At 50.8% G+C, this 26217-nt stretch carries 21 protein-coding genes and 2 pseudogenes; 4 read left to right on the plus strand and 19 right to left on the minus strand.

The window, feature by feature from the left end:
• Window positions 1-2: 2 nt before the first annotated feature.
• Together LQE92_RS03500 and LQE92_RS03505 are read right to left on the minus strand one after the other, a co-directional pair.
• Window positions 3-3419 carry a PD-(D/E)XK nuclease family protein gene (locus tag LQE92_RS03500; RefSeq protein ID WP_231061602.1) on the minus strand — a complete coding sequence of 1139 codons (3417 nt, stop codon included), beginning with the start codon at window positions 3417-3419 and terminating at the stop codon, window positions 3-5.
• 43 nt (window positions 3420-3462) lie between these two features.
• Window positions 3463-4161 carry a GTP pyrophosphokinase gene (locus tag LQE92_RS03505; protein WP_231061876.1) on the minus strand — a complete coding sequence of 233 codons (699 nt, stop codon included), beginning with the start codon at window positions 4159-4161 and terminating at the stop codon, window positions 3463-3465.
• A gap of 185 nt (window positions 4162-4346) precedes the next feature.
• Here LQE92_RS03505 and LQE92_RS03510 point away from each other — a divergent pair, with 185 nt between their 5' ends.
• Window positions 4347-4787 carry an FMN-binding protein gene (locus LQE92_RS03510; protein WP_231061603.1) on the plus strand — a complete coding sequence of 147 codons (441 nt, stop codon included), beginning with the start codon at window positions 4347-4349 and terminating at the stop codon, window positions 4785-4787.
• Between the two features lie 107 nt (window positions 4788-4894).
• Here LQE92_RS03510 and LQE92_RS03515 read toward each other — a convergent pair whose 3' ends face one another.
• On the minus strand, window positions 4895-5779 hold the full coding sequence (locus LQE92_RS03515; RefSeq protein ID WP_231061604.1) for a fumarylacetoacetate hydrolase family protein: 885 nt from the start codon (window positions 5777-5779) through the stop codon (window positions 4895-4897).
• Between the two features lie 38 nt (window positions 5780-5817).
• On the minus strand, window positions 5818-6825 hold the full coding sequence (trpS, locus tag LQE92_RS03520) for a tryptophan--tRNA ligase (RefSeq protein ID WP_231061605.1): 1008 nt from the start codon (window positions 6823-6825) through the stop codon (window positions 5818-5820).
• Between the two features lie 185 nt (window positions 6826-7010).
• Between trpS and LQE92_RS03525 the strand changes: the two genes are divergently transcribed.
• Both LQE92_RS03525 and LQE92_RS03530 read left to right on the plus strand, forming a co-directional pair.
• Window positions 7011-7490: an S-ribosylhomocysteine lyase gene (locus tag LQE92_RS03525; protein WP_231061606.1), complete on the plus strand. Its 480-nt coding sequence runs from the start codon at window positions 7011-7013 to the stop codon at window positions 7488-7490.
• Between the two features lie 171 nt (window positions 7491-7661).
• A complete protein-coding gene (locus LQE92_RS03530) occupies window positions 7662-8534 on the plus strand; it encodes a MerR family transcriptional regulator (RefSeq protein WP_231061607.1) in 873 nt (290 codons plus the stop codon).
• 70 nt (window positions 8535-8604) lie between these two features.
• Here the strand turns inward: LQE92_RS03530 and LQE92_RS14670 are convergent.
• From LQE92_RS14670 to LQE92_RS03555, 6 genes and pseudogenes are all read right to left on the minus strand, one after another.
• Window positions 8605-8706: pseudogene (locus tag LQE92_RS14670) on the minus strand (TetR-like C-terminal domain-containing protein); the annotation flags it as partial.
• A gap of 18 nt (window positions 8707-8724) precedes the next feature.
• Window positions 8725-9867 (minus strand): carbohydrate kinase family protein, encoded by a 1143-nt coding sequence (locus LQE92_RS03535; RefSeq protein WP_231061608.1) that lies wholly within the window; start codon window positions 9865-9867, stop codon window positions 8725-8727.
• A 35-nt stretch (window positions 9868-9902) separates the two neighbouring features.
• A complete protein-coding gene (locus tag LQE92_RS03540; RefSeq protein ID WP_231061609.1) occupies window positions 9903-10613 on the minus strand; it encodes a TraX family protein in 711 nt (236 codons plus the stop codon).
• Window positions 10610-12502 (minus strand): alpha-amylase, encoded by a 1893-nt coding sequence (locus LQE92_RS03545; protein ID WP_231061610.1) that lies wholly within the window; start codon window positions 12500-12502, stop codon window positions 10610-10612. Before LQE92_RS03545 ends, LQE92_RS03540 begins: the two co-directional genes overlap by 4 nt.
• A gap of 16 nt (window positions 12503-12518) precedes the next feature.
• Entirely contained in the window at window positions 12519-14372 is a 1854-nt protein-coding gene (locus tag LQE92_RS03550) for an ABC-F family ATP-binding cassette domain-containing protein (protein ID WP_231061611.1), read from the minus strand.
• Window positions 14369-15127, minus strand: coding sequence for an exodeoxyribonuclease III (locus LQE92_RS03555; RefSeq protein ID WP_231061612.1), 759 nt, complete (start codon window positions 15125-15127; stop codon window positions 14369-14371). Before LQE92_RS03555 ends, LQE92_RS03550 begins: the two co-directional genes overlap by 4 nt.
• A 210-nt stretch (window positions 15128-15337) precedes the next feature.
• Here LQE92_RS03555 and LQE92_RS03560 point away from each other — a divergent pair, with 210 nt between their 5' ends.
• Window positions 15338-16978, plus strand: a complete 1641-nt coding sequence (locus LQE92_RS03560; RefSeq protein WP_231061613.1) for an ABC-F family ATP-binding cassette domain-containing protein — start codon at window positions 15338-15340, stop codon at window positions 16976-16978.
• Between the two features lie 19 nt (window positions 16979-16997).
• On the opposite strand, the pseudogene LQE92_RS03565 reads toward LQE92_RS03560, so the two are convergent.
• From LQE92_RS03565 to folK, 9 genes and pseudogenes are all read right to left on the minus strand, one after another.
• Window positions 16998-17111 (minus strand): annotated as a pseudogene (locus LQE92_RS03565) (protein adenylyltransferase Fic); the annotation flags it as partial.
• 61 nt (window positions 17112-17172) lie between these two features.
• A complete protein-coding gene (locus LQE92_RS03570; protein ID WP_231061614.1) occupies window positions 17173-17727 on the minus strand; it encodes a CarD family transcriptional regulator in 555 nt (184 codons plus the stop codon).
• A 62-nt stretch (window positions 17728-17789) separates the two neighbouring features.
• The gene (locus LQE92_RS03575; protein ID WP_231061615.1) at window positions 17790-18263 is read right to left on the minus strand and encodes an acyl-CoA thioesterase; all 474 of its coding nucleotides are present in this window, start codon (window positions 18261-18263) and stop codon (window positions 17790-17792) included.
• Window positions 18264-18304: 41 nt separating this feature from the next.
• Window positions 18305-19006, minus strand: coding sequence for a winged helix-turn-helix domain-containing protein (locus tag LQE92_RS03580; RefSeq protein ID WP_231061616.1), 702 nt, complete (start codon window positions 19004-19006; stop codon window positions 18305-18307).
• A 91-nt stretch (window positions 19007-19097) separates the two neighbouring features.
• Complete coding sequence (locus LQE92_RS03585) at window positions 19098-21245, minus strand: RNA degradosome polyphosphate kinase (protein ID WP_231061617.1); 2148 nt, start codon at window positions 21243-21245, stop codon at window positions 19098-19100.
• 3 nt (window positions 21246-21248) lie between these two features.
• Window positions 21249-22775 carry a Ppx/GppA phosphatase family protein gene (locus LQE92_RS03590; protein WP_231061618.1) on the minus strand — a complete coding sequence of 509 codons (1527 nt, stop codon included), beginning with the start codon at window positions 22773-22775 and terminating at the stop codon, window positions 21249-21251.
• 152 nt (window positions 22776-22927) lie between these two features.
• Window positions 22928-24193: an ATP-binding protein gene (locus tag LQE92_RS03595; RefSeq protein WP_231061619.1), complete on the minus strand. Its 1266-nt coding sequence runs from the start codon at window positions 24191-24193 to the stop codon at window positions 22928-22930.
• The gene (locus LQE92_RS03600) at window positions 24180-25343 is read right to left on the minus strand and encodes a bifunctional chorismate mutase/prephenate dehydratase (protein WP_231061620.1); all 1164 of its coding nucleotides are present in this window, start codon (window positions 25341-25343) and stop codon (window positions 24180-24182) included. The genes LQE92_RS03595 and LQE92_RS03600 overlap by 14 nt, the downstream gene beginning before the upstream one ends.
• A gap of 35 nt (window positions 25344-25378) precedes the next feature.
• On the minus strand, window positions 25379-26200 hold the full coding sequence (gene folK / locus LQE92_RS03605; protein WP_231061621.1) for a 2-amino-4-hydroxy-6-hydroxymethyldihydropteridine diphosphokinase: 822 nt from the start codon (window positions 26198-26200) through the stop codon (window positions 25379-25381).
• Window positions 26201-26217: the final 17 nt, after the last annotated feature.

Below are 26217 nucleotides of genomic sequence, written 5' to 3' on the forward strand. Positions count from 1 at the left end.
TCTCACCTGCCTTTCCCGCCGTTTTCGTCCTTCTCAGCCATTTCTTTCCAGATCTCCTCCGGCTTCCGTTCTGCCAGCCGTTTATAATCATAGCCCGCCGTCTTTTTGTCAAAACCGCAGACAGACCGGAAATCACAGTAATCGCATCCCGTCCTGTCCCGGCGTTTATAAGGCGCCGCAGTAACATCTCCTCCGGCGATGGCCGTTCCGAACTCCTTCATCCTGCCGCTTACAAAGTTCCTCAAATGAAAGAACTGCTCCTTGGAAGCGGCTGCGGATTTTCCTTTCACCAGGCTTCCATCCTTCATGACTGCCGGAATCCACCTGGATGCTCCATTTTCTCCGCCCTCCTGCTGGAACAAGGAGACGACCTGTTCCTCGCCATTGAAAAGCCCCTTGGGGCGCAGTGCTTCCAAAACCGCGTCCTCCGGGCTCGTCCCCGCGGATTCCCGTTCCAGCACCGGATCCTGAATCTGATAGTAAAACATGCCCGCCGGAACGATTTCCTTTCCCGGGCGCTTTTTTTGCTCCCGTCTCATCACCGCGTCCATGTAGACGACCAGCTGCAGCTGCAGGCCATGGTATACGGCATTCAGATCAAAATCCGCGCCGCCGGATTTGTAGTCCACGATTTTCACATAGACATGCTCTTCATCTTCAAATAAATCGACCCGGTCAATCTTTCCCTTCAGCTGCATACTCCCGCCTTCTGAAAGAGTGATTCTCATGGCCGAATTTTCCCCCGGTTCAAAGCTCAGCTCAAAAGCGGCCGGTTCAAATCTTCCCGCAGCCAGCTGCTCTCCCAAAGCCCATATCGTCTTTTCCGTGATCTTCTTCATCCGATCGTACAGGTAATGATTTCTGGAAGAGCTTTTCAGAATGTCGCTCCCCAGAGAATCGGCTGCCTCTTCCATTGCCGCTTCCACCAGCTCATGCCGTTCTCCGTCGTCAGCAGAGGCGATGGAGACACCCTTTTCTTCCGCTTTTCGGAAGCACAGCTCAATGGCGCGGTGAAACACGTTGCCCATGTCCAGGGCTGCAAACTCAAATTCCTTCCGCTTTACCAGATTCAGCCCATATGTCAGAAACTGGGCATACGCACAGACCGCATACGTCTCCAGCCTGGTCACACTTCCGTACAAGGGCTCTCCATAAAGCACCCTGGCCACAGCTCTGGATATCTGGTCTCCTCCATAAGTATAAAAGGCGGCATCCGCCATCCGCTTCAGCAGATGCCGGTTCTCTTCCTCCGAGTACAGACAGTCATACAGAGCGGTCCAAGTCTTCGATGCCTTCCCGTTCCGATATTCTTCCATCCCCTCCGCCAGCATCTTCATGGCTAAAGAAGGGGTAAGAATATGGGAGGGTTCCCTCTCCGGCTCTGCCTCTGTCTCCAGCTCCGGAAATACTCTGCAGAGAAAGGCAATATATGACGAAGGGCTCTTTCCCCCGCCCGCTTCATCCGCGGCCGCATAGGAGATAAAAAGCTTCCTCGACGGTTTTGTCACTGTCAGATAGAAATAAAATTTATCCATCAGACTGCTCTCACGCCTTGTAGGAACGAGTTCCACATACGCCTTCAGCTCTTCCCGGTCAAGTTCCGACAAAAGTCCGCCCTGCTTTCCGGGCGACGGCACGTTTCCGTCATTCACTCCGATGAAGAACAACGCCTTAATGTCTTTCAGTCTGCTCCGCTCCACGTCTCCCACCAGGACCCTGTCGATGGCCGCTGGAATCACGCCCACCCGTATTTCTCTGCAGCCGGCGTCCAGCACGTCATTATACGTCCTGACCGAGAGGGTCTCATCTCCCAATAGACCGACGATCCGGTCAAACAAACCCAAAAGCAGCTCATAGGCCTGTTCATATTCTTTTGCAAGGCTGTATTCCCCTGCCTCCTCAAACCTCTCCGCCATCTGCTTCAGAACAGACTCTGCTTCCTGCCCTTCCATCCATAAAAACAGCGCCTCTGTCATTTGGCGGACAGAAGCTCCTTTTTGCTTAAACGCCTCCCTGAGGGTGAGAAGGGGACCGGCCACTGCTTCTCTGGCTCGGTTGAGCGCCTCCAGATTCACATGCTCGCCGCCCCGGTATATCCGCTCCCATGGACTGCTCCATCGTTTATGACCGCGGATTCCGAGAGCCAGCACATAATTCTCCATCTCATACAGGACGTCTTCCTCTACCGGAAGAAACCCGCATTTAAGATAGCGGAAAACACTTTCATAGGAAAAATCTTTTTCCACGATCTCCAGGGCCGCCCGCATATATTCCACCAGAGGATTGGTGAGCAGGCTTCTTTTATCATCCAAAAAGCAGGGGATTCCCGCCTCTTTCATAGCCTGCTCTAAAATCGGCCTGTAACCTGCCATATCCCCACAGACTACGGCGATATCCCGGTAACGGAACCCTTCCTCTCTCACCAGGACCGATATCCTCCGCGCCATCGTCCGGGCCTCTTCCACCGGCGTCCCTGCTCTGAACAAAATAATATCCTCCGGAACACCCTTCCACACACGGCAGGGACAGCGGAGAATCTGCTCCGACAGGAACATGAGCTCTTTCGATTCCCGGAATCTTTGTGGCTGTCTTTTTTCCATGAGGACATCCTCGTCCCGTCCGGTGCGGAGCTCTTCTGCCATACGGCTGAGGGTCCCGATGGTCTTACGGCTCAGAGAAAAGATATCGTGGTTTTTCTTTTCCCCATAGGGATCCGCGTCCACATCTATCGTCACAGCCACCATGACCCTCCGGCCCTGGCAGAGAAGGAGGGCCAGCACCTCATACTGCGCCGGAGTAAAACCTGTAAAGCCGTCCAGGGCTATTACACTGTCCCTCACTTTTTCTGAGCGGGGAAGTACACGGCACAGCGCCGCCAGCAGTTCCTCGGCCGTTATGGTCCCTTCTTCCATGGAAGCGCGGAACGCGCCGAACAGCACCTGCAGATCTTCCAGCTTTTTGTGCAGAAGAGGTCTGTTTACTGTACTCGCAGTCAGCCTTTTCAGCTCTTCTTCTCCTATCCGGTACTGACCGAACTCGGACATCACAGATTTCAGCTGATCGATGAACCCCGCTCTGTCCAGATGTCCCCGGTAAACTTCCAGCTCCTTCTCCACCCCGGCGCACGCTTTCCGGAGCACCATGCTTTTTCCCATATCGTCCAGCACGGCATGAGGCACGCAGGAAAGCTCTTCGAAGACCCGGTAGGCCAGGCGATCAAAACTTAAAATGTCTATATTCAGGATGCTGTGCCCCGGATGGATGTCCACCAGTTCTTTTTGAGTCTCCATTGTAAACTGCTCCGGCACGATGGCAAAGAACTGCTGCTCTGGATGCTCTGACGCCTCTTTCACAAGAGCATGATTCATATAATAAGATTTTCCGGTGCCTGCTCCCCCCAAAATAAACTGAAGTGACATATCATCCCTCTTTCTAAAGCCTCAGACGTGTCCCTGACATCCGTCATGACAGATCGTTGAATTCTCCGATCATCTGCTTGATCTCCTGCATCTTCCTATCCGTATCTGAGATGGTGTCGGCACATTCCAGCAGCCTCCCGCTTATCTCTTCGTGACCTTCCACGTCCTCGATGTCCTTTTTATACCGCAGCTGATGCTCCAGGCTGGCCCAAAAATCCATGGCAATGGTCCGTATCTGGATCTCGACCTTCATCGGTGTTTTTCCCCTGGAAAAGAACACCGGAATCTCCACGATCATATGATAGCTTCTGTAGCCGTTCGCTTTCGGTTCCTTAATATAGTCCTTCACCTGAAGGACTGTGATGTCGTCCTGGTTCGCCAGGAGGGCGGCGACCATATAAATATCGTCTATGAACGCGCAGACTACCCTCACACCCGCCACGTCATGAAGCCCCTTCAGGATGTTCTCCGGAGTCAGCTCCAGGTCATACTTCTTAAGCTTCCGAAAAATACTGATCGGCTTCTTCACTCTTGTCTGAATGGAAGAAATCGGATTTCTCTTATACCGGACGGAAAACTCATCGTCCAGCACCTCCAGCTTCGTCCGCACTTCCCGGATGGCGCATTTATACATCATCATCAGATTGGCGAACTCCTTGCTGTCCCGGAAGAACTTCTCGGGAGATGCTCCCCGCGGAAACTCATCTTCATCCCATTCCCGTTCTTCCCACTTGAGCTCTATATTGACTGATTCCTGTATTTTTTCCTGTTCCTTCAAAATATGTTCCTTTCCAGATCCCTTATCTGTTTTCCTCTGTATTGTTTCAATGAGTGATACCTATTATACCATTTCCCTCTTTTCGGTACAACTGTCATATTCCAATCCGCTTTCTCATATCCTGTACAAAGGAAATCGAGGAGCCGTCTATGAGTTCCAAAACAAAAATAGTTGTATTACGCATGAAAGAGCTGATCTACACGGGTATTTTCGTTGCCCTGGGCATTCTTCTCATCATTCTTCTGGTCTGTATGTTCGCGCCGAAAAATAAGACAACGAAGACGAACGCCACCGTTTCTCAATATACTCCCGGCGTCTACACCTCATCTTTGTCGCTGAACAACCAGGCCATTGATGTGGAAGTAGTGGTGGATTCTGATCAGATCAAGTCCGTCCGTTTCGTGAACCTGGAAGATTCCGTAGCCACCATGTATCCTCTGATGGCTCCGGCTATGGAAAACCTGGCAGAACAGGTAGTGGCAAACCAGGGAGTGACCGGCCTTTCTTATGACCAGAGTTCTCAGTACACCTCTATGGCGCTCACAGAGGCCATAAGCTCTGCTCTGCAGAAAGCCGTACCGAAAAAATAGGCTTTCCGGCAATACATAAACTTTCCTATGAAATAAAACGGCGGCAGGAGTCTCCTCCTGCCGCCGTTTGTATTGTCAGCCCGCCGCTGCCCTCAACAGCTCCGCCGTTATTTCACCACATTCTTAATCGTACCAATGCCCTCAATAGTACAGGCGATCTCATCTCCCACCTTTAAGAATTTAGGCGGGTCAAAGCCCATTCCCACTCCTGCCGGCGTCCCCGTCGCGATGATCGTCCCTGCTTTCAAAGTGATCCCCTGAGACAGCTCATGGATGATATGGGGAATATCAAAAATCAAGAGCTCCGTATTGCTGTCCTGGCGGAGCTCTCCATTGACCCTGGACCGGATGTCCAGCTTCGGGGGAAACGCGAGCTCATCCGTCGTGACGATCCAGGGGCCCATGGGCGTGAAGCCATCCAGGCCTTTGCCGAAATACCACTGCTTGTGCCGTGTCTGGATCTCTCTGGCGCTGACATCATTGATGACCGTATAGCCCAGTACATATCCGGCCGCGTCTTTTTCCTCTACTTTTTTTGCGTCCTTTCCTATGATGAGAGCCAGTTCCGCTTCATAGTCCAGGCGTTCCACGATATCAAAATGGCCTTCTATCTCCCCATAAGGCTTCACGGCTTCCCCTATCCGCTTGGAAAAGTACACGGCAAAGGGCCGTTCCCCGCCGAAGGCCTCCTTCTTGTAACGGGCCGATTCTTCCGCATGGGCCATATAATTGATTCCCAGGCAGATCATATCCTGCTTGGGAACCGGAATCGGCGCCAATAGCTCCACCTGTTCAAACGGTATCCCCGCCTCTGTGCCGGCTTCCGCCGCTTTCCGAAGGCCGCAAAGCCCTTCGCCGGACAGACCGTCAATGAGCTCATTCATTGTATCAAAAGCAAATCCGAGGTCTTTCACCGGATATACATAGTTCCCGCAGGGGGACACCACTCCCACCGCTTCCTTTTCTTCATATCGGTATGTCACCAGCTTCATATCTCAGCCCTCCTTGTATTCTATTAAAATATGTTCTCTCAATTACGTATTCTGTCCGGGAATCCGATCTTCCTCTGTACCTTGCGAAGCGTCTTATTCGCATAATAAGCAGCTTTTTCGGCGTTTTCCTTAATGATCCCGTCTATATACGCTTTATCGGCCGTCAGCCTGGCCTGTTCCTCCTGCAGGGGCATAAGGATCGCCGCAACAGCTTCTCCCACGGCAGGCTTAAATTCTCCATAGCCCTTTCCATCAAATTCCTTCATCGTCTCATCCGGCGTCTTTCCCGTACACGCACAGTAAATGTCGATCAGGTTCTTTAACCCCGGCTGTTCGTCGGTATAGCGGATGATGCCCGCAGAATCCGTAACGGCCCTCCTGCATTTCCTCATAATAGTATCCTTGTCATCCATCAGATAAATGCTTCCATTTGGATTTTCATCGGACTTGGACATCTTTTTGGAGGGCTCCTGGAGGCTCATGATCTTCGCCCCCACCTTGCCAATATACGCTTCCGGCAGAGTGAATACATCGCCGTAGGTACTGTTGAACCTTTGGGCAATGTCCCTTGTGATCTCCAGATGCTGCATCTGGTCGATACCCACCGGCACCAGATCCGCCTGGTACAGAAGGATATCCGCCGCCATCAAAACGGGATACGTAAAAAGCCCGGCATTGATATTGTCCGCGTGCTTCGCGGCCTTATCCTTGAACTGGGTCATGCGGTTGAGTTCGCCCATATAAGTAAAACAGTTGAGAATCCAGGCCAGCTCCGCATGGGCAGATACATGGGACTGATAATAAATACAGTTTTTGACTGGATCAAGTCCCGCCGCGATATACAGGGTCAGGAGCGTCCTGGCCCGTTTTCTTAAAACGGCCGGGTCCTGGCGGACAGTTATGGAGTGCATATCCACCACGCTGTAAAAGCAATTATATTCATCACTGATGGTCACCCAGTTTTTCAGGGCCCCCAGATAATTTCCCAGTGTAAGGTTCCCCGTAGCCTGCATCCCGCTGAATAGGGTCTTCTTTCCGTCTAGCATCAGTTTCTTCCTCCTTGTGCGGATAATCTCGTTCATTCCCGGCTGAATCGCTCTTAAATCCGGGCATTCTAGGTTTTAGTGTAACACCCGCTCCGGCCCCTGTCAACAGACGGTTTTCTCTTGCTCTTCTGCCCCCGTTCCGTTATACTGGTAGCATTGATATGCAAAAGGAAAAGGAGACAACTATGGAGAAAATCGCCAGTTTCACCGTAAATCATCTGGCTCTGCTGCCAGGTCTTTATGTATCCAGAAAAGATCATGTGGGAGGAGAAGTCGTCACTACCTTCGATATCCGGATGACCCGGCCCAATCATGAACCGGTTATGAATACAGCCGAGCTGCACACTATTGAGCATCTGGGAGCAACATTTCTGCGGAACCATCCTGTGTACGGAAGCAAAACGGTCTATTTCGGTCCCATGGGCTGCCGCACCGGCTGCTATCTCCTCCTCGCGGGAGATTACGAATCCAGGGACATCGTACCTCTGATGACGGAAATGTTCACTTTCATCCGTGATTTTAACGGTGAAGTCCCCGGCGCCAGAGCCAGAGACTGCGGCAACTACATGGATATGAACCTTCCGATGGCCAATTATCTGGCAGACCGGTACCTGAAGGAAGTCCTGGCAAACATCGGAGAAAAACGGCTCTTCTATCCAGAATGACCGTCCTCCTTCTGCCGCGGAATAAAAATACCATAAACAGGTATCTCCTCGGTGCGCCGCCCCTGTTGGGCGGCGCATTTTTTTAAAACAAGATATATGGTACGGAAGAAAAAACCATTGACTCTAACGCATGGTGATAGTGTACAGTATAGTTCAGGGAGGTGATCAGATATGATGACTGTAAAACAAGTTTCTTCGCTCACCGGTATCAGTGTACGGACCCTTCAGTTCTACGACGAAATCGGCCTGTTCAGACCGACAAAGGTGACCGCCGCGGGATATCGCTTATATGATGACGCCGCGCTGGAGGTTTTGCAGCAGATACTGTTTTTTAAGGAACTGGATTTCACTTTAAAAGAAATCAAGGCAATCATGGAAAACCCGCGGTTTGACAAAACCGCAGCATTTGAAAAGCAGAGAGAACTGATCCTCATAAAGCGCGACCGGCTGAACGCTCTGCTGGATCTATTGGACAAACTCGTGAAAGGAGAACGATGCATGGAATTTAAAGATTTTGATATGAACGACTATTTCCGAGCCCTGTATGACTTCAGAACGGCACATGGGGATGAGATTACGGAACGTCTGGGAAGTATGGAAGCATTCGACAAGATAATCTCTGAATTAAAAGGAAATGAAGAAAAAATAACAGATATGGCGGTAAGAGAATATGGCAGCCTGGAAGCTTTCACAAACGCCATGAAAAAGAATTTCCAGGAATATCTATCCCACGGCCCTTCTGTTTCCCAATCGGAGATTCCCGGTCTCATTGAGAAAACAGAAGAACTCACCAAAAAGCTCACGACTGACTTAAGCAGGGATACCGCCTCTCCCGAGGTCCAGGAAGCTGTCCGGGAATTGATTTTTTTCACTAATGAATGTAATGGAACCATGGACATGGGAGAAAACCATTGGTCCTTCATGGCTGAGCTCTATCTGACAAATCCCGCTTTCATTGAAACCACCGACAAAAAATACGGAAGCGGCGCGGCAGAATTCATCGGCCGCGCAATACAGGCCTGTCTGAAAAAAACAAGACTCTGATCGGACAATATAAGCGGCCCGCGCACATAATACAGCGGGCCGCATTGTTCACATTGGGGATATCCTCCGCTCACTTTGCCCCATATTCCGCCATAATAATGGCGGCTATCTCTTCCGGCGATTCTTCGCAGTCATTCCGCAGCCACTTCTTGATCATGGCATTCAGGCCGTTTCGGAAAAATTCCTTTTGCTATTGTTTTTTCCAGCCTGCATCGATCTTCCGTATCAGCTCTTCGAAGCTCTTCAGGCCGCCCAGTGCATCATAGGATTCCACACAGGACGCTCCCGTCGCCGCCGCCAGCTGCAGGCATCTTTCTCTGGAATATCCCTGCGTCACTGCATAAAGGAATGCAGCAATGGTCGTATCTCCCGCGCCCGTGCCTGAAAGCACCTGATCCGGCACGTAGCTTCTCTCAAAGCACGCTTTATCCGCCCAATCCTCCGGATCGAGTGTGATGCCTCCTCCGATCCCGGCCAGGGCACCTGCTCCTGCAGTCATCAAATATAATCCCTTATATCCGCATTTCACAAGCACTACTCTTGCTCCCCAGGAAATCAGCTGCTCTGCCAGAGGCTTCACATCCCTTTCCATATCCAGAAGCCCGATCATATCACCGTTCTGCGCCTCGGCAAACAGGCGGTTATATTTATCCCTGTCCAGATAGAATATGAGCTCCTCAATACTCGGCTCGAAGAAATCCACATACGGAGAAAGCCTCCGGATGATCCCGATCCAGTCCGCCCGGCCGCTCTCACATTCCGGGTCTACCGCGCATAAGTCTACGGAAGTGGCCACTCCTGCTTCCTTCGCTTCCTTCATCATGGCAATGCACTCCGCCCCTTCATTGATATAAAGGTAATGGCTGACCGGCGGATATCCATAATGGAAGACCTCGGCTGTTTCATAAAGCGTTTTGTCGATATCATCCTTCCGGAAGGTATTACCCGCGCAGGGATCGTGAAGAAAAATCCGGTCGATTCCAGGAGGCGCCAGCGCAATGGAATATGACGTGGAAATGCTGCCGTCTACAATTAAATCTCCGGCCGCTCCATACTTTTCGTAATAACGGCAGACGATGTCTCCCAGCTCGTCTTTACCTACTTTTCCAATAGGATGTACCTTTGCCCCCAGGACCTTAAGACCAAGGCCCGTATTCGAAACGGCCCCGCCCGGGTGGATGTCGATGCCCGCCACATGAACGACCTTTCCGGGAACCAGGATTTCCTCTACGGCTCCGGCTTTTTTCTGGGACTCAAATACCGGAGTCAGATCCAGTGTGAGCGTTCCTGCCACGATGATTCCCTCTCTCTTTGTCTCTGCGTTGTTTCCCATAACATACACTCCAATCTCTTTATGTTCGTCTTTTTTCAGGAGAGCAGAAAATATTCCGCTGCCCACAATAAAACTAAATGAACCGGATAAAAGCAATAGAAGAAATATTTCTGCCATATACGCTTCGCCGGGGAATCCGGGACCCTGCCGCCTCTCTCTCCGTTATATACCGCGATCGGCAGAAATGCCAGCATGGCAAAAGGCTCGATTCCTCCCATTAAGAACAGGACGATGCCGACACTGATGACCATAGGGACTGGACGGGCGCGGAAAAAATAAAACAAAAAAATGATCAGCACGCCTTCTGCCCCGTAATCGCTCCGAATCACAAACGCCAGACACAGCATAGAAACAAAAGCCATGATGGCATATATGGGCTGCACATTAGCCAGGAACCGGTTGTAAAGATACAGCAGCAGCAGGCCAATGAACAGAGTAAAAAATACGTTTTGATAGTCTGCATAAAATATCCGTCCGAATAAAAGCAGATCAAAGGGGATTTCCGATATCAGCGCAAACACGCCCAGACGTATTAAATATTTTTTTATATTGCTGGTATGATAAAAGCCCTCTACCAGCAGGAAGCAGTAAATGGGGAACGCCAGCCTCCCGGCGATCCTCATGCCCCCGCAGACCGCGTCCGGCGCCTTCCCCAGAAGGGCAATCCCCAGATGATCCGTAAGCATCGTGATCACCGCTATCCATTTCAGCGCCAGCGCGCTGAACCCTATTTTCTTTTCCATCATTTTCCGGCTTTCTCCCAATCTCTGCTATGCCTTCTGCCTGCCTCATCTTCCGGCCGGGAACTCCTTTTCGAGACAAAGACAGCGATGCTCCTCGGTTCCAGCTTAAAGGAATCCTGCTCTTCCAGAACATGCGGCTCCAGGAAAAAACCGTTTATTTCCTCCTTCGCCGTATGAACCGCCAAATGCCACAGCCCGCCTGTATGAGGAAGGGAAAAGACGTGAGATTCCCAGTGCATGTTGAGGATAACGTAGATATCCTCGTCCTCACTTCCTTCCGCATATTTCCCGCTGTATAAAAAGCCCATCTGCCTTCTGTAATTCTCGAACTGCGGATACCAGGGAGCCTCTCCGTGGACAGAAAAGTCCGGACAGCCCGCTCCCAGATAATCCATGCTCCTCAGACCTCCCGTCTTATGGAGCATCGGATGTCTTTTCCGAAACTGGATCATATATCTCGCAAACTGATATATGTCTTCATTTAAACGCCCTTTTTTCCAGTTCACCCAGCCCACCGCATTGTCCTGACAGTAAGCATTGTTATTTCCGTCTTGAGAATTCCCCCATTCATCTCCGGCCAATATAAGAGGCATTCCCTGGGCAAGCATAAGAAGCACCCATCCGTTTCGAAGCTGCCGCTTCCGCAGCTCCAAAATCCTTCTCTTTTTAGTCGGTCCTTCCACACCGCAGTTCCAGCTGTAGTTATAATCGGTGCCGTCCTTCCCATTCTCACCGTTGGCTTCGTTGTGCTTCCTGTCGTAGGAAACCATGTCCATCATGGTAAGACCATCGGTATTCGCCAGGAAATTGACCTTTCCCCTGACCCCTCCATTTTCTTTCATATGAAAGATCAGAGGACGGAGCTGGTCTTCATCTCCCTTGATGAACTTCCGCATATCCTTTAAAAAATCATCCCGGTAATCTGCCAGATACCGTTTTCCAGCGGGGCAGGCCCCGTCCCATCCGCCCGCAAACAATTTTACTCCTCTCAGTGAGGGATCCTCTGATACTGACCTGGCGTCGAAACGTCCGCCGATATGGATACCGTCCACATGATATTCCTGTACCCAGTGGCGGAGACATTCCAGCAGATACGGTGTCCCCGCGTCCGGCTCGAAATAAAGCTCCACTGAGAGCTCCAGCCCATTCTCATGGAGGGCTTTCACCAGCCGCTTAAACTGGATATCCACACCCCCGGCTGCATTTTCCGGCAGTCCATACGCCGCTTTCGGAGCGAAACAGTATGCGGGTCCATATCCCCAGTAATTGAGCTTCCCCTCTGCCTTCCCGGAATCAAAGGGACCGGAACATGACTGTGCGGCGGGAAGCTCCGTGAACTCATCCGGCAGCTGCAGCTCCACCATAGTGACGCCCAGCTCCTTCAGATACGGAATCTTCTCCAAAATGCCCTCAAATGTCCCTTTATGCCTGACGCCGGAAGAAGAATGCTTTGTAAATCCTCTCACATGAAGGCGGTAGAGGATTGTATCCTCAAAAGGATAACCCGGCCTTTTATCCTGTCCCCAGTCAAAGCCTTCCGTTAAAAACCCATACCTGACAGGGGCGCCGGTCTCCGCCTGCGTCCCCCATCTGCTCCGCCCGGCCACCAGGCGGGCACACATATCCCTTACCGGTTTTCCGTCCACCGACAGGCTGTATTCATATTCCTCCGGCCGAAAACCGGACATGGCTATATAGCGCACGTCCCCCATCCTGTTTTCCTCCGGAAAAACAAAGCTCTTCGTTTCTTTTTCTCTCCCCTTTTTATAAAGATGGATCCTGGCGGTCCCCTCCGTTTCAGAAGTAAATGCCACATGGACACGTCCGTTTTCTGTCTGCGCTCCCAGCGGAAGCGGCCTAACCCATGATGTCTCCACTTGAATTTTATCCAAGGCTATCCTCCTTTTATTATGAAACCGTTTCCCCGGCCTCGATTCTGGCGGCCAAGTCTTCCAGGTACATCCAGCGCTCCATTTTTTCCTCCAGCCTGCTCTCCAGCTCCTGTTTTTCTTCCATCAGACGGCTGAGCCTGCCATAATTCGCGGCCGCTTCCTCTATGGCCGCCTCTTTTTCTAAAATCCCTGTCTCCAGAGCCTCTATCTCCCCTTCTATCGTTTCAAAATCCCTTTGCTCCTGAAATGTAAATTTAAGTTTCCTAGGCTTCATCCGAGAATCCTGCTTCCATGCCTGCGCGGCGGGTTCCACATTCTCCCGCTGCCCTCCAGGCCTTCCGTTCTGCCCCCGGTCATTCTCAAAAGCCTCCTGCTCTGCGCGTTTTCGTTCTGCCGCCGTCTGATAGTCCGTATAACCGCCTTCATATTGGACAAGCGTCCCATTACCTTCAAAGGCAAAAATCCTTCTTGTCACCCGGTCCAGAAAATAACGGTCGTGGGACACAGAGATGACAATCCCCGGAAAGGTATCCAGATAATCCTCCAGGACCATCAATGTCCGGATATCCAGATCGTTGGTCGGCTCATCCAGGATCAGTACATTGGGGGCTTCCATCAGTACCCGCAGAAGATAAAGCCGGCGCCGTTCTCCGCCGGAAAGACGTTCTATGACAGTATACTGAATATCCGGCGGAAATAAGAAACGCTCCAGCATCTGGGAAGCGCTTATGCTGCCGTCGGCCGTCGGTACGTATTCCGCCACATTCCGGATATAATCGATCACCCTCAAACTCAAATCCATATATTCATTTTCCTGGGAAAAATAGCCCAGCTTTACCGTCTGGCCGACGACAAGCTCTCCTTCATCCGGCGGCTCTGCTCCCATTATGATCTTCATAAGCGTAGATTTGCCGCAGCCGTTCCGGCCAATGACGCCGATTCTGTCATCCTTTAAAAAGATATAAGTGAAATCCTTTATCAGGATATTCTTTCCGTAGGACTTGGATATCCCATGAAGCTCCACGGTGGTCTTGCCAAGGCGGCTCTTCACCGAGTTTATCTCCACTCCGGCATCGGACTCCGGCGCTTTGGCATCCCGCAGCTCCTCAAACCGCTGGATATGGGCTTTCTGCTTGGTAGATCTGGCCCGTGCCCCCCGCATCATCCACGCGAGCTCTGTCTTAAGAAGGCTCTGTCTTTTTCGTTCCGCCGCCAATGCCATGGCCTCTCTCTCCGCTTTTCGCTGAAGAAATCCGGAATAATTGGCCTGATAGCTGTAAAGACACCTTTTGTCAAGCTCTACGATCCGGCTGCAGATACTGTCCAGAAAATATCGGTCATGGGTGACCATAATAACGGCTCCTCTGAACCGTTTTAAATAGTCTTCCAGCCATCCGGCCATTTCGCTGTCCAGATGGTTGGTCGGCTCATCCAGAATCAGAATATCCGAAGATGACAGCAGCGTATTCGCCAAAGCCACTCTCTTTCTCTGGCCGCCGGACAGCTCTTCCACCGGCTGCGTAAAATCCGGTATGTCCAGTGTATTCAGCATGGCTTTGGCCTGGCTCTCGATATCCCATTTATTCTGCTCTGTCACATTCCCCGAGAGCACGCAGGCAAGGACATGACTTTCTTCTTTAAATACCGGCGTCTGAGGGAGATAACGTACCTGCAGCCCATTCCCCATAGATACCGTGCCCCCGTCCGGTTCTTCCAAACCGGCTGCAATACGCAGAAGAGTGCTCTTCCCCGTGCCGTTGATGCCGATGACCCCTACCTTCTCCCCGCTTCCCAGCGAAAAGGATACGTGGTCAAATAATTGTCTGTCCGTATAGGACTTCGTCAGATTCTCAATGGTGAGCAGGTTCATAGCGCGATCACCAGCTCCACCGGGCAGTGGTCGGAACCCAGCACATCCGTGTGGATGTCCGCGCTCACCAGCTTGTCCGCAAGGCTCTCTGAAACGCAGAAATAATCGATACGCCAGCCGGCATTCTTTGCTCTGGCGCTGAAGCGGTAGGACCACCAGGAATATATCTCCGTCTTATCCGGATAAAAGTACCGGAACGTATCCACAAAACCGGACTCCAAAAGCCCGCTGAATTTATTCCTCTCCTCATCGGTGAAACCCGCGTTCTTTCTGTTTGTCTTGGGATTCTTAAGATCGATCTCCTTATGCGCCACGTTCAGATCTCCGCAGAACACTACAGGCTTTTTCTCCTCCAGCTTTTTTAAATAACTGAGGAAAGCGTCCTCCCATTCCATCCGGTATGGAAGCCGGGCGAGCTCATTCTGTGAGTTAGGGGTATAACAGGTCATCAGGTAATATTCCGGATACTCCAGGGTTATCACCCTGCCTTCTTTGTCGTGCTCCGGCACTCCAATGCCGAATGCCGCAGAAAGAGGCTCCTCCTTCGTGAATACAGCTGTTCCCGAATACCCTTTTTTCTCCGCATAATTCCAATACTGGTGGTATCCTTCTGCCGGCAGATCGATCTGCCCTTCCTGCAGCTTCGTCTCCTGTATACAAAACACATCTGCGTCCGTCTCTTTAAAATACTCTAAAAATCCTTTTGTCACACAAGCCCGCAGCCCGTTGACATTCCAAGAAATCATTTTCTTCATAATTTTCTCCTAATAATTTCCGGCTCCAGTCTGTAAATCATCAGCAGCGTAAAGCTAGTTTTCATTATAAACCATCCCGCATATGCAGGCAACCGAAACTTTTACTTGCAAAATGCGGATTTTCCTGTAAAATATAGGATTGACAGCTTATAATCAGGAAACGGAAAACCCATAAAAACAGACCTGTTAAAGATAGAAAGGAAAGTTTAGATGATCAGTGCAAACAATATCACACTCCGCATCGGAAAAAAAGCTCTTTTTGAAGATGTGAATATCAAATTTACAGAAGGCAACTGCTATGGCCTCATCGGAGCCAACGGTGCAGGGAAATCCACCTTCCTCAAGATCCTGTCCGGACAGCTGGATTCTTCCAAGGGAGAAGTCATCATCACCCCCGGGCAGCGTCTCTCATTCCTTCAGCAGGACCACTTCAAATATGACGACTGTGTGGTCCTTGACACGGTGATGATGGGAAATCCCCGTCTAGTGGAAATCATGAAGGAAAAAGAAGCCATCTACGCCAAACCGGACTTTTCCGATGAAGACGGCATCAGGGCCGCTGACCTGGAGGCGGAATTCGCCAATATGAACGGATGGGAAGCGGAGTCCGACGCCGCTACACTGCTCAACGGCCTTGGCATCGGCCCGGAGCTCCATTACTCCCTCATGAAGGATTTAAACGGCAACGATAAGGTAAAGGTGCTGCTGGCGCAGGCCCTGTTCGGAAATCCGGATATCCTGCTCTTAGATGAGCCTACCAACCATCTGGATCTGGACGCTATCGCCTGGCTGGAAGAGTTTTTGATCAACTTTGAAAACACAGTCATCGTAGTATCCCATGACCGTTATTTTCTGAATAAGGTCTGTACCCACATCGCGGACATCGACTATGCCAAGATTCAGCTCTATGCCGGAAACTATGATTTCTGGTATGAATCCAGCCAGCTGATGGTCAAGCAGATGAAGGAAGCCAACAAGAAAAAGGAAGAAAAGATCAAAGAACTGCAGGAATTCATCCAGCGTTTTTCGGCGAATGCCTCCAAATCCAAGCAGGCCACCTCCAGGAAACGCGCCCTGGAAAAAATTCAGCTGGACGAGATCAAACCCTCCAGCCGTAAATATCCTTATATTGATTTCCGCCCGGAGAGAGAAATCGGGAACGAGATCCTGACCGTGGAGAACCTCTCCAAATCCATCGAAGGCGTAAAGGTGCTCGATAACATCTCCTTCATACTCGGCCGGAATGACAAAGTGGCCTTCGTCGGCTCCGATGAGCTGGCAAAAACCACTTTATTCCAGATTCTCGCAGGAGAAATGGAGCCTGACGAGGGCTCCTACAAATGGGGTGTGACCACTTCTCAGGCTTATTTTGCCAAGGACAATACCTCGGAGTTCGACAACGATCTGACCATCGTGGACTGGCTGACCCAGTTCTCACCGGTGAAGGACGTGACCTATGTCCGCGGCTTCCTGGGCCGTATGCTGTTCGCAGGAGACGACGGCGTTAAAAAGGTGAAGGTCCTGTCCGGAGGTGAAAAGGTCCGCTGCCAGCTGTCCAAGATGATGATCCAGGCTACAAACGTGCTGATACTGGATGAGCCCACCAACCATCTGGATATGGAGGCCATTACGGCTCTTAATAACGCCCTGATCAAATATTCCGGCGTCATCCTGTTCTCCTGCCACGACCATCAGTTCGTACAAACCACAGCTAACCGCATCATGGAGCTTACGCCCGGCGGCCTGATCGATAAGATCACCACCTATGACGAATACCTGGAGAGTGATGAAATGGCCCGGAAACGGCAGAAGAGCTACAGCCTGTCCGAATCCGATGCAGAGGACAACTAAAAAACAACAAAACCAGTTCCTTACAACTGCGCCCATTCCCTTCTCTGAAGGGGTGGGCGATATTCATTTCTATATATTTTTCTATAATTTCATCAAACGCTGACTGTGACATCTCATCAATATTTTTAAGAGCCCTTCTGTGCTTCCTTCCGCTAAATTAAAAAGGCGTAAGATCACTCTCACGCCCAGTAATTTTATCCTTCTGCCAAAGCCCCGTTCAATCTGTCTCCGGCCTGTTCTATTGAAATCTGGAAAATCTCAGCGGTTTCTGCACAGAGACTGGCCTCTACCTTTTTCAGATTCTGCTCATCGGAAATGCCCAGCTTCTTCACGTGGGCAAGACGCCTCCGCTTCTCTTCCTTTATCCCCTTCCACATCTGCAGCCATTTTTCAAATTCGCAGGAATGCAGTACCTCTGCATACTCCTTCTGCCGTTGTCTCTCGTCCTCGTTATACAAGGATTTAAGCTTCGGTATCTCCGCCAAAAGCTTCTCGGCGTTCGGCCCGCTCATAATCTTCCGGACAATCCTCTTTTTCGGATTTTCCGTTTTTACATAAAGCGTCGTCCCCTTACAGCACAGGGGCTGCAGATAGTAATATTCCGCACCTCCGTCCAAAAAGTCCGGAAATCCTATCCTCATGACGGAACAAACCTCGCTGCATCCATATACTACTACATCACTCACACGATACAATTTTTCACCCTGCTTTCCAGTCCTGTGGAGCCATTTAAAAATCCTCAGATTCATAAAACAGCAGTTGCTTATTTTATTATATCACAAAAAAGCCGAAAACTAAAGGCATTTTTCTTTCAAAATCCTTCCAGTCTTCTCCGCTTTCTAAGACGCTGACGTTTTTCGGCTCCTTCCCACTCGGCCTGCTGCCCTGGTGTCTCCACGATCAGCCTGGGCACCCGCTTTGGTTTTTCTTCTTCATCCAACGCCACCATCACGATATACGCTCTGTTGATGGGACGCCTCATCCCGTCCAGAGATTCCACATAGGTATCTACCCTCACCTCCATGGAGGAATTCCCCACATGAGTTATCCGGCCCACAAGAACCACCGTGTCCCCTGCATAAGCACCCTGCTTAAACTGAAGATTGTCGATAGCCGCCGTGATGATATTTGATTCGCTGTGTCTTCTGGCTACGACGCCCGACACCTCATCTATCCATTCCAGGAGCTGGCCGCCGAACAATCTGCCCGCCCCGTTCAGATGGGTTGGGAACAGAAGATGGACCTGCTCCGCCATGGAATCCTCCATATGCTTTTCTTCTTTCATGGCACTCCTTCCTGAAGGCTGGCAGGACGCCGGCATTTTTATCATTTCTCGATCTTATATCCCACGCCCCACACGGTGGTGATGATCTTCTCCGGCCTGGTATCTTCTTTCATCTTTCCCCGGAGCCTCCTGATATGGACCATGACTGTATTATTAGCTTCGTATACCCGTTCTCTCCAGACTTGGCTGAAGATTTCATCGGTGCTGAAGACCTTCCCCGGATTGGAAGCGAGCAGATACAATACGTCAAACTCAATGGGAGTCAGGCGCACTTCCTCTCCGTATACTTTTACCTGCCGGCTCACCCGGTCCATGACCAGTCCCCGGACAGACAAGATATCCTTTCCGTCCGGTTCTTCCTGCCCCGTATCCATTTCCATATAACGGCGGAGCTGCGCTCCCACTCTGGCCACTACCTCCAGGGGGTTCACAGGCTCCGTCACATAATCATCGGCTCCGCTTCCGAGTCCGATGATCTTATCCATATTTTCCATCCTTTCGCTGATCATGATGATAGGAATGTTGCTGACCTTCCTGATCTGCCTGCACATGGAGACGCTGTCCATACCGGATACCGCCATGCCCAGGATTACCAGATGAATGGCTTTTTCGTCCAGGATATCAAACCCTTCTTCGGCATTTCCGGCCCGGTACACCTGATATCCCGCACTGACCAGATGAAGCTCTATGGTGTCCGCCGCTTCTTTTTTTCCGCTTACAATGAGTATATTCACCTGGGGCAAAACAGCCCCTCCTCTCTGTTCACAAAAATCTCAGGTACAATTTCGCTGCAATTTCAGTCTTATTTTAACATAAAGACCCAAAAAGAGCAATTTATTCCGGAGATTCCCTTGGAACAAAGACTCTGCCTGTCATCGCCGCATTCCTTCCCTTCACCGGCGGCTTAGCCGCTTTGACGGCTTCCGCACAGAATTGACTCTGGGAATCTACCAGGATCTTTCCCCGTTTGTCCGGCTTTTCATAGGTATCGTCCGGAAGCAGGACGTGGGCTTTCACGTTGTCTTCCAGCTCCACCTCCAGGATGTGAAGTACCTTTTCTCTATTTTCCTGTACCTCCACGGGGAAGAGAAGCTCTACCCGGCAATCCAGATTCCGGGGCATCCAGTCCGCGCTTCCCATATATATTTCATAATCTCCGCCGTTTTCAAAATAAAAAATCCTGCTGTGCTCCAGAAATGTCCCGACGATGGAACGGACCGATATGGTATCGCTGATTCCGGGAATCCCCACCTTCAGACAGCAGATGCCCCTGACGATCAGATCGATCTTCACTCCGGCAGCAGAAGCCTTGTAAAGGCTCTGGATGATGACCGGGTCACAGAGAGAATTCATCTTCGCGATGATTCTGCCTTCATGCCCCTTCTTCACCCATTTGATCTCTCTCTCAATCAGGGCCACGAACCGGTTTTTCAGCCAAAGAGGAGCCAGAGACAGTTTATTCCACACCAGCGGCTCCGAGTATCCCGACAGCATATTGAAAACCGCGCTGGCGTCCTCGCCTGTGGCTTTGTCGCAGGTCATGATTCCCGTGTCCGTATAGAGCTTAGCCGTGGAATCGTTATAGTTCCCCGTGGCCATATGAACATAGCGGCAGATTCCTTCCTCTTCCTTCCTGACTACCAGGCAAATTTTGCAGTGGGTCTTAAGACCCAAAAGCCCATAGATCACGTGGCATCCGGCCTGCTCCAGTTTTTTGGCCCATATGATGTTGTTTTCCTCATCAAAGCGCGCCTTCAGCTCGACCAGGACCGACACCTGCTTGCCATTTTCCGCGGCCTTCGCCAGAGCCGCCACAATTGGGGAATTGCCGCTGACCCGGTAGAGCGTCTGCTTAATGGCCAGGACCTGGGGATCCGAAGCGGCCCGCCGCACAAAATCCACGACCGGATCAAAGGATTCATAGGGATGATGCAGGAATATATTCCCCTTTTTTATATTTGTAAATATGTCATCTTCATTGGCCAATTCCGGCACCGCCTGGGGAACCCAGGACTTCTGCCTCAGATGGTCAAAGCCTTTTATCCCATACAGCTTCATGAGAAACGTCAGATCCAGAGGACCGTTGATCGTAAAGATATCCTCATCCCGGATCACAAACTCTTTTTTTAGGATCTTTAAAAGCCGTTTGTCAATGCTCTCTTCCACTTCCAGGCGGATGACCTCGCCCCATTGGCGCCGTTTCAGCTGCCTTTCGATCTCCTTCAGCAGATCTTCCGCTTCCTCCTCGTCTATGGGCAGGTCCGCGTTTCGCATGATCCGGTACGGATGCGCGCATACGATATCATAATTAAGGAACAGCCTGCTCATATTCCGTTCAATGATCTCTTCCAGAAGGATGACGTTCCTCACGCCGTCCTTTCCCGGCAGCTCTATGATCCTGGGAAGTACAGCGGGCACTTGTACTGTGGCGAAATCCAGGGATCCTTTTCCTTCGCCGCCTTTTTTCTTTTTTAAAAGAGCCGCGATATTAAGCGTCTTGTTGCGGATCAGCGGAAAGGGCCTGGAGGAATCCACCGCCATGGGCGTTACCACCGGATAGACGGAAGTCTCAAAAAATCGATCCGCAAACTGCTTCTGCTCCTCATCCATGAGCTCATGGCGGGCAATAAAGACCAGCCCCTCTTTTTTAAGGAGCGGGAGCAGGGAGCGGTTCCAGGTGGAATACTGGGTATCCACCAGCTTATGCATACCCTCCCCGATCTTTTCCAGCTGTTCCCTGGGAGTCATGCCGGCAATATCCTTTTTCGTATAATCCGCATGTACCATATCCTTAAGGGACGCCACCCGGACCATAACAAATTCATCCAGGTTTGAGGCGGTGATAGCCAAGAACTTCAGCCGTTCAAACAACAGATTGCTCTTGTCCCTTGCTTCTCCCAGCACCCTTATATTAAACTGAAGCCAGGACAGTTCCCTGTTCTGGAAATATTCGCTTTTCTGGAATTCCTTTCCCTCTGCCATAGTTTATATTCCCTTCTTCTTCCTCAACACCGGCCTGATGCCATAGACTTCTTCAAAGAAATCCGCTTTCTGTTTAAACAGGCTCTCTTCCAGCATGATGTTCTCCGCTGAATCGGTGGTCAGAAACATCTGCTGGTCTTTTATGGATACCCGGATATCCTTGAATTTCTGTTTGTGGCTCCTGTCCATGGCGTTCCCAATCTTAAGGATCGCCGTCAGCTTGGCTATGATGATCCTCATATCCTTATTCAGAGTATAGGAATCCGCCGTATAGTCGAATTCCATTGTATTGTATTTCACCACATTCGCGATGATCTCCCTTTCTTTATGGGATACGCCGATGATCTCCGTAGACATGATGATATTATAGGCACATTCTCCTGGGGTCCGCATACTGATATACTTTCCGCAGTCATGAAGGATCGTGCTGATCTGCAGGAGCAGACGCTCCCGTTTCCCCAGGCCGTGGTATTTCCTCATGCTGTCAAATATATTCAGGACATTCTTTTCCAGAATCGCCGAATGTTCCTTATCGCTCATATACCGTTTAGCGATGTTCCGGGCGGCCACCAGGATATCCTGTGAAAAATCATGGGGAAACCTCAAAAGCTTTTTCTGCTCTGCGTACTCCGCCGCGATGCCGTCCCCCAGGCGGACCCCTGGAAGCCATACCATCTCCGCTCCCGTAATCTCGATCAGTTTTTTATATACCATGGCCCCAGGCACGATGAGAGCCACAAATTCTGCCGGAATATCGTATTTCTCCGCGATCTGCTCCTCGCTCATATCCCGCAGCGCCTGATAGAACTCCTGAAACTCCTGGACGCTGATGCGCTGCTTGTCAGCATGGGCGCCGCGGCCCATATATAAAGCGCATACTCCCGTGGCAATGATATTCTTCACCTCACGTTCTTTTAAAAACAGCTTCTTGAAGGTCTGGATATCATTGTCGATCAGTTCCTGGATGATCTGCTTTTTATCACTGTTTGTCCCGCCTGTCCTGGCCAGGATCTGATGGATACGAAGCGCCCCCAGCGGCAGGTTCTGCGTCGTCACCAGCGCATCCTTGTCAAACAGAGAAATCTGCATGCTACCAGACCCCACCTCAGCGATGGCAGTTCCTTTCTGGATGATATTGTTAAACTCGTTTTCTTTAGCCGCGATGGCCTTATAGCATAAAAACCGCTGCTCTGAGTTACTCAATACATTTACTTCTAAACCGGTGCGGACCTTGATCTGATCCAGCACCACCTCCCGGTTTTCCGCTTCCCGGATCGCGCTGGTGCCGTAAGCCTTATATCCATCCACCTGAAACTCTGTCATGACTCCTTTGAATTTGGAGAGCAGCTTACACATCTCATCCACCCGGTCATAACTGATGATGCCCCTGTCATAGGTATCGCGCCCCAGGCCGATGACCTTTCTCACTCTATTTAACTGTGTGATCCCCTTTTTCGGGGAGATTTCGTATATCGTAAGCTCCAGTTCATAAGACCCCACATCGATTGCTGCAAATGTCGCAACTGCCATTTTATCACCCCTCGCCGGCATTCTTCTTTTGTTACTATTTTACTCCATCTTTCAGCTAAAATGCAAGTAAGAAACACGTAAAGAGGGTTTCCCGGACATTCCTCCTTCCGGAGGCTTCGCCGGGAAACCCTTTTTAACCGATCATTCTTATTTTATTTCCGTTTTCCCATCAGATAGGTGATAAACTGAGCTGCCGTCCTGCCGGATATGCCGCCGTGAGAAAGCTCCCATTTATTGGCTTCGGCCAGAAGCTCTTCCTCCGGCATACAGATACCGTTTCGTTCCGCCAGTGTTTTCACGATGGTCTGAAACTCCTTCGGCTCCGGTCTTCCATAATAGATCGTCACGCCGAACCGGGCCACTAAGGACAGCTTTTCCTGAACGGTATCAGAACGGTGCATGTCCTCGCGCACCTCTTCCTTGTCACTGAACTTCTCACGAATCAGATGCCGCCTGTTGGAAGTGGCATAGATCAGTACATTGCCGGGCTTTACCTCAAGACCGCCTTCTATGATGGCCTTCAGATATTTATATTCTATCTCAAACTCTTCAAAGGAGAGATCGTCCATGTAGATGATGAATTTATAATTCCGGTTTTTAATCTGGCCGATCACCGACGACAGGTCCCGGAACTGGTGCTTGTAGATTTCTATCATCCTCAGGCCCTGGTCATAATACTGATGCAGGATAGCCTTGATGCTGGAGGACTTCCCAGTCCCGCTGTCACCGAACAGCAGACAGTTGTTTGCTTCCCGTCCTTCCACAAAAGCCTCTGTATTTTCTATCAGCTTCTTCTTCTGCAGTTCATATCCCACCAGATCATCCAGATAGACATGCTCGATATTCTTTATGGGAACGATATGGGTCTTCTCCTGCTCCCGCTCCACACGAAACGCCTTGTGCAGTCCGAACTTGCCCACTCCGAAATGACGGTAGAATTCCGTAACAATATCCAGCCAGGCTTCCGGACTCTCAGCTTCCGCCAAAGCCACACTCAAGGACTGGATATTATCCCGAATTCGCCGGTTGAAGATCTTGCTGTGAGTCCCGGTGCTTTCATAATCCTTTAAAAGTCCGAATACCGGGCATCCCGTCTTCTCGTCCAGCCGCTCCAGGTCATAATCAAACCACTCCTTAAAAATCACAAAGTCGTGGCGCGCCAGAGAATTGATGGTGCCCTTTACCTTTCCCCGAATCTCACAGGCAGTGCTGAAAGCATTTTCATTGGTCGCCAGAATATAGGCCAGAAAGCTATGCCAGAGATTCCCCTTAAACCCATGAGAAGCGGAAAATTCCACCAGCGTTCCAGCGGTCCTGTAAGGATCCGGCACACGGCTGCCTTCCATGAGCGCCGCCATCCCTTCCAGAAGCTCTTTATGTCCCGGCTCCCGGTATAATATCAGATTATTTATTTTCATCGATGTTCTTTCCCTTATCCGTATAGTAATTGCCCAGAATCCTGAAATAGTTGGCCTCCTCCAGGATTCCCCTGAGGGCGTTCTTCACTCCCGCGTCTCCCAGATTGCCTTCAAAGTCCACGAAAAACCGGAATTCCCACGGACGCCCAAGGATGGGTCTGGACTCCAGCTTCAGCATATTTAACCCGTTGTAAGTCAAATGTGACAGCATGTTGTAAAGAGCGGCATTCTCGTGGTTCGTTTCAAAGCATAGACTGATTTTATTGGAATCCGCCACATACATTTTCCGGCTGGCTACCACGATGAAACGGGTGGTATTCCCCCGGCTGTTCATGATATTTCTGTCCAGGACCTTCAAACCATATAAGCTGCCGGCCATTTCGCTGGCAATGGCCGCATGGGTGATGTCCTTTTCCTCCTGCACCCGTTTGGCGCTGAGGGCCGTATTGCTGGTGCTGTATTTTGTAAGCTCCCTGTGCTCCTCCAGAAACCGGCTGCACTGCATCAGCCCCTGGGGATGGGAATAGACCGTCTGGATATCGGAAAGCTCCGCTTCCGGCAGTCCCAAAAGTACATGGTCCACCTTTACAAAGGTCTCCCCCACAATATAATTATCGTATTTTACCAGCAGGTCATAGACGTCTGATACGCTCCCTGCCGAAGAATTCTCTATGGGAAGGACCGCAAAATCAGCCGTTCCGGCGCAGATAGCTTTCATGGCGTCATCCCAGGTCTTCACATGGAATACCTTTGCCTTTTCCCCGAAGAACTGGAGAGCGGCCACATGGCTGTACGCCCCCTCCACTCCCTGAAAGACCACATTGGCCCGTGATTTCTGCAGGTTCGGCACCATCTCAAAGGGCAGGCCGGTGATGACCCCTTTGTCCGCCAGCAGCTGATACTGCAGCTTCCGGCTGATGGCCATGATCTGTGTAAACAATTCATGGACGCCATATCGGTTGAAATCAGAGTCCGCCATCTGCTGTATGGCCTCCAGCTTCTCCACCTCCCGTTTCCTGTCCAGCACCTGCATACCCGTCTTTATCTTATACTCCGCCACCTCCTGGCAGAGGGCCATTCGCTTTTCAAACTTCTGCACCAGATCTCTGTCGATATCGTCTATCTCTTTTCTGAGCTCGCTCAAATCCATCTTTTCTTCTCCCACATTCCTATGCCGCAAAGCACTTATTCCCTGTCTGAAAGTTCCTCCAAAAGCTCCTTCACCCGTTTTTTCAATACCGGGTGCATTTTGTAAGGAGCGATCTGCGACAGAGGCTCCAGAACAAATCTGCGCTTTGGTATCTCCGGATGAGGTACTACCAGCTCCGGCTCCTCCAGGACTGCGTCATCATAAAACAACAAGTCCATATCCAGAGTCCTCGGTCCCCAGTGAATCAGCCTTTCCCGATTTTCCTTCTGCTCCGCCTTCTGAAGGACAGCCAGCAGCTCCATGGGAGTGAGCAGAGTCTCCAGCTCCAGGCAGCCATTTAAGAAATCCTCCTGCTCCACTCCGCCATAAGGCTCCGTGACGATCATCTCCGAAATGCTGCCCACACGGATCGCCGAATCGTCCCGCAGCACCTGTATCCCCGACTCAATATGGGCTTTCCTGTCTCCCATGTTGGAACCGAATGCCACATAAGCCCTGTGCCAGCACCGCTCTATCTTCACCGATACGGTATCAAGGGGCAGCCCCACAGGCGCCCAGGGTTTTTTGATCTCCAGAGTAATGCCCTTTAAAAGCGGCAGCGTCTGAAGCAGATACTCCGCCAGCTGCTCCGCAACCGCTTCTATCAGCCTGCTGGTGTGTTCTTTCATAAACCGGGTGATCTCCTGGCACACTGTCCCATAATTTATAGAATACTCCAGATCGTCAGTCCGCCCTGCGGTCCGTATCTCCGTCCAAAGCTCCGCGCATACCAGAAATTTCTGGCCCAGCGCCGTCTCCTCCGGAAACACCCCGTGATTTGCGTATACCTCCAGATTCTGAATAGTTATTTTATCCATAGCGTTTATTCCTCATC

The sequence above is a fragment of the Lientehia hominis genome, assembly GCF_021044755.1.
GTDB classification, from domain to species: Bacteria; Bacillota; Clostridia; order Lachnospirales; family Lachnospiraceae; genus Lientehia; species Lientehia hominis.

What these genes read in the sequence shown, in the direction of transcription:
- LQE92_RS03500 (WP_231061602.1), bottom strand. Translation starts at nt 3,419, where the DNA reads ATGTCACTTCAGTTTATTTTGGGGGGAGCAGGCACCGGAAAATCTTAT.
- LQE92_RS03595 (WP_231061619.1), bottom strand. Translation starts at nt 24,193, where the DNA reads ATGAAAATAAATAATCTGATATTATACCGGGAGCCGGGACATAAAGAG.
- LQE92_RS03550 (WP_231061611.1), bottom strand. Translation starts at nt 14,372, where the DNA reads ATGAACCTGCTCACCATTGAGAATCTGACGAAGTCCTATACGGACAGA.
- LQE92_RS03585 (WP_231061617.1), bottom strand. Translation starts at nt 21,245, where the DNA reads ATGGCAGAGGGAAAGGAATTCCAGAAAAGCGAATATTTCCAGAACAGG.
- LQE92_RS03515 (WP_231061604.1), bottom strand. Translation starts at nt 5,779, where the DNA reads ATGAAGCTGGTGACATACCGATATGAAGAAAAGGAAGCGGTGGGAGTG.
- folK (WP_231061621.1), bottom strand. Translation starts at nt 26,200, where the DNA reads ATGGATAAAATAACTATTCAGAATCTGGAGGTATACGCAAATCACGGG.
- LQE92_RS03535 (WP_231061608.1), bottom strand. Translation starts at nt 9,867, where the DNA reads ATGGGAAACAACGCAGAGACAAAGAGAGAGGGAATCATCGTGGCAGGA.
- LQE92_RS03510 (WP_231061603.1), top strand. Translation starts at nt 4,347, where the DNA reads ATGAGTTCCAAAACAAAAATAGTTGTATTACGCATGAAAGAGCTGATC.
- LQE92_RS03600 (WP_231061620.1), bottom strand. Translation starts at nt 25,343, where the DNA reads ATGGATTTGAGCGAGCTCAGAAAAGAGATAGACGATATCGACAGAGAT.
- LQE92_RS03575 (WP_231061615.1), bottom strand. Translation starts at nt 18,263, where the DNA reads ATGAAAGAAGAAAAGCATATGGAGGATTCCATGGCGGAGCAGGTCCAT.
- LQE92_RS03570 (WP_231061614.1), bottom strand. Translation starts at nt 17,727, where the DNA reads ATGAATCTGAGGATTTTTAAATGGCTCCACAGGACTGGAAAGCAGGGT.
- LQE92_RS03555 (WP_231061612.1), bottom strand. Translation starts at nt 15,127, where the DNA reads ATGAAGAAAATGATTTCTTGGAATGTCAACGGGCTGCGGGCTTGTGTG.
- LQE92_RS03540 (WP_231061609.1), bottom strand. Translation starts at nt 10,613, where the DNA reads ATGATGGAAAAGAAAATAGGGTTCAGCGCGCTGGCGCTGAAATGGATA.
- LQE92_RS03530 (WP_231061607.1), top strand. Translation starts at nt 7,662, where the DNA reads ATGATGACTGTAAAACAAGTTTCTTCGCTCACCGGTATCAGTGTACGG.
- LQE92_RS03590 (WP_231061618.1), bottom strand. Translation starts at nt 22,775, where the DNA reads ATGGCAGTTGCGACATTTGCAGCAATCGATGTGGGGTCTTATGAACTG.
- trpS (WP_231061605.1), bottom strand. Translation starts at nt 6,825, where the DNA reads ATGCTAGACGGAAAGAAGACCCTATTCAGCGGGATGCAGGCTACGGGG.
- LQE92_RS03525 (WP_231061606.1), top strand. Translation starts at nt 7,011, where the DNA reads ATGGAGAAAATCGCCAGTTTCACCGTAAATCATCTGGCTCTGCTGCCA.
- LQE92_RS03560 (WP_231061613.1), top strand. Translation starts at nt 15,338, where the DNA reads ATGATCAGTGCAAACAATATCACACTCCGCATCGGAAAAAAAGCTCTT.